The 2088-nt window shown below is 59.7% G+C and carries 3 protein-coding genes; all 3 read left to right on the forward strand.

What is annotated here, in order from left to right:
* Nucleotides 1–582: lyase family protein (locus tag AWU74_RS05220; RefSeq protein ID WP_306701011.1), on the forward strand; the 582-nt coding region annotated here is incomplete at its 5' end.
* A 429-nt stretch (nucleotides 583–1011) separates the two neighbouring features.
* Complete coding sequence (locus AWU74_RS05225; protein WP_062328333.1) at nucleotides 1012–1767, forward strand: ParA family protein; 756 nt, start codon at nucleotides 1012–1014, stop codon at nucleotides 1765–1767.
* Nucleotides 1760–2088 (forward strand): ParB N-terminal domain-containing protein (locus tag AWU74_RS05230; RefSeq protein ID WP_162504862.1); only part of this gene is annotated, 329 nt, incomplete at its 3' end. The genes AWU74_RS05225 and AWU74_RS05230, both read left to right, overlap by 8 nt.

Below are 2088 nucleotides of genomic sequence, written 5' to 3' on the forward strand. Positions count from 1 at the left end.
CTGCTCAAGGCGCTGGCGGTGAACCTGTCGAAAATCGCGGGCGACCTGCGCCTTATGAACAGCGGACCCCGCGGCAGAATCGGCGAGATACGGCTCGCCGCCCTGCAGCGCGGCAGCACGATTATGCCCGGCAAAGAAAACCCCGTCGTCCCCGAAATGGTGATTCAGTGCGGCATTCGCGTTATGGCAAACGACTGCGCCCTGAGCATCGCCGCCTCACGCGGCGAGTTCGAGCTGAACGCCTTCCTTCCGCTCGTCGCCGACTCCCTCTTGGAAAGCCTCGAACTGCTCTGCCGCGCCGCCGCCATATTCCGCGCCAAGTGCGTCGAAACGCTGGAAGCCGTCCCTGAACGCTGCGCCGCCCTGCTGGACGCCTCGCTCGCCTTCGCCGCCGCATACGTGCCGCGTCTCGGCTATGACGCGGTGAGCGGCATTATAGCAGAAAATGGCGGGGATGCGGGGAAAGTCAGGGAAGCGCTGGAGGCGGCTTGCGGCGCGTGTCAGGGGTCGAAACACGCCCGTGTCAGAGGTCGAAACACGCCCGTGTCAGGGGTCGAAACACGCCCGTGTCAGAGGTCGTGACACGCCCGTGTCAGGGGTCGAAACACGCCCGTGTCAGAGGTCGAAACATACCCGTGTCAGAGGTCGAAACATACCCGTGTCAGCGCTTCAGACACGGGCGACTGTTTATCCGTATTACGACGGCTCTATACGTCCACCCCTAACGCCGACTTTCTTTGTTTTCGCCTCTGTGCCTTGCCTTATGGTTTCCGCCTTTTATCTGCCCGACCGACAGGCGCTCATCTGACGGTCTAACAGACGCTCTGCTACCCTTATCGCTGCCTCTGATATGGGCGGGACACAATGCCTTTCGTCCTTCGATGAATCGCTCGGCAGACAACTATGCGGAAACCGCCGATAAAACCCTCTCGGTAGCCGCGCGCGGCTAAAGGCAACGCAAGTCGACGCGCTGTCTGTACTTTATCGGGAAAAAACGCTATAGTTATCGTTATGGGGTGTGTTTTTGCTTTTGTGAATCAAAAAGGCGGCGTCGGCAAAACCACGTCGGTTATCAACCTCGGCGCGTATATGGCGCTCAAAAACAAGAGCGTTTTACTGGTCGACTTTGATTCACAGGGCAATATGTCGAGCGGCGTCGGCATTTCAAACGAAAAGCCGACGGTGTACGAGTTTATCGCCGGAAAAGCGAGCGCCAAAGAGGTCGTCCGGCACACGGTCGTCGACCGGCTGGACGCGATTCCGGCTTCAGAGGATTTATCCGGCGCGGCTATCGAGCTTGCCGCGGACACTGAGCGGGAATACTATCTGCGGGACGCGCTGTCCCCGCTCAAAAAACAGTACGACTATATCCTTATCGACTGTCCGCCGTCGCTCGGCGTACTGACCGTAAACGCGCTCAGCGCCGCCGACAAACTGCTGATTCCCATGCAGTGCGAATATTTCGCGCTTGAGGGGATTTCGCTGCTGATTAAGACGGTGCGCCGGATACAGCAGAACCTGAATACCGGGCTCTCTATAGGCGGCATCTTTTTCACCATGTATGACTCGCGCATCCGTCTGGCGAACGAAGTGGTGAAGAGCGTAAAAAACCTTTTCAAAGACATCGTCTATTCGACGATTATTCCGAGAAACGTGCGCCTCTCCGAAGCGCCGTCCCACGGCTTGCCGGTGTGCAAATACGATCGGCGCTGCCTCGGCGCACGGAGCTACGACAAACTCGCCGAAGAGGTTATCGCCCGTGACTAAAACAGTGCTCGGACGGGGGCTCGACGCCCTGCTCGGTGACACCGGCGCGGCTCCTTTTCCCAGCCGTCCGGCGGAACTACCGCCCGGCGTGGAACGGGACGAGAACGGCAGCCTGCTCGTCGCGCTCGACCTGTTGCGCCCGAATCCACACCAGCCGCGCACCGAGTTTGACGAGGCGGCGCTGCGCGAGCTTGCCGATTCTATCCGCGAGAACGGAGTCATCCAGCCGATTACCGCCGAAAACGCGGGCGACGGTTTTTTCTATATCGTCGCAGGTGAGCGGCGAGCGCGGGCTGCCCGCCTCGCGGGGCTTGCTAAAAT

Source organism: Treponema endosymbiont of Eucomonympha sp., assembly GCF_001028545.1.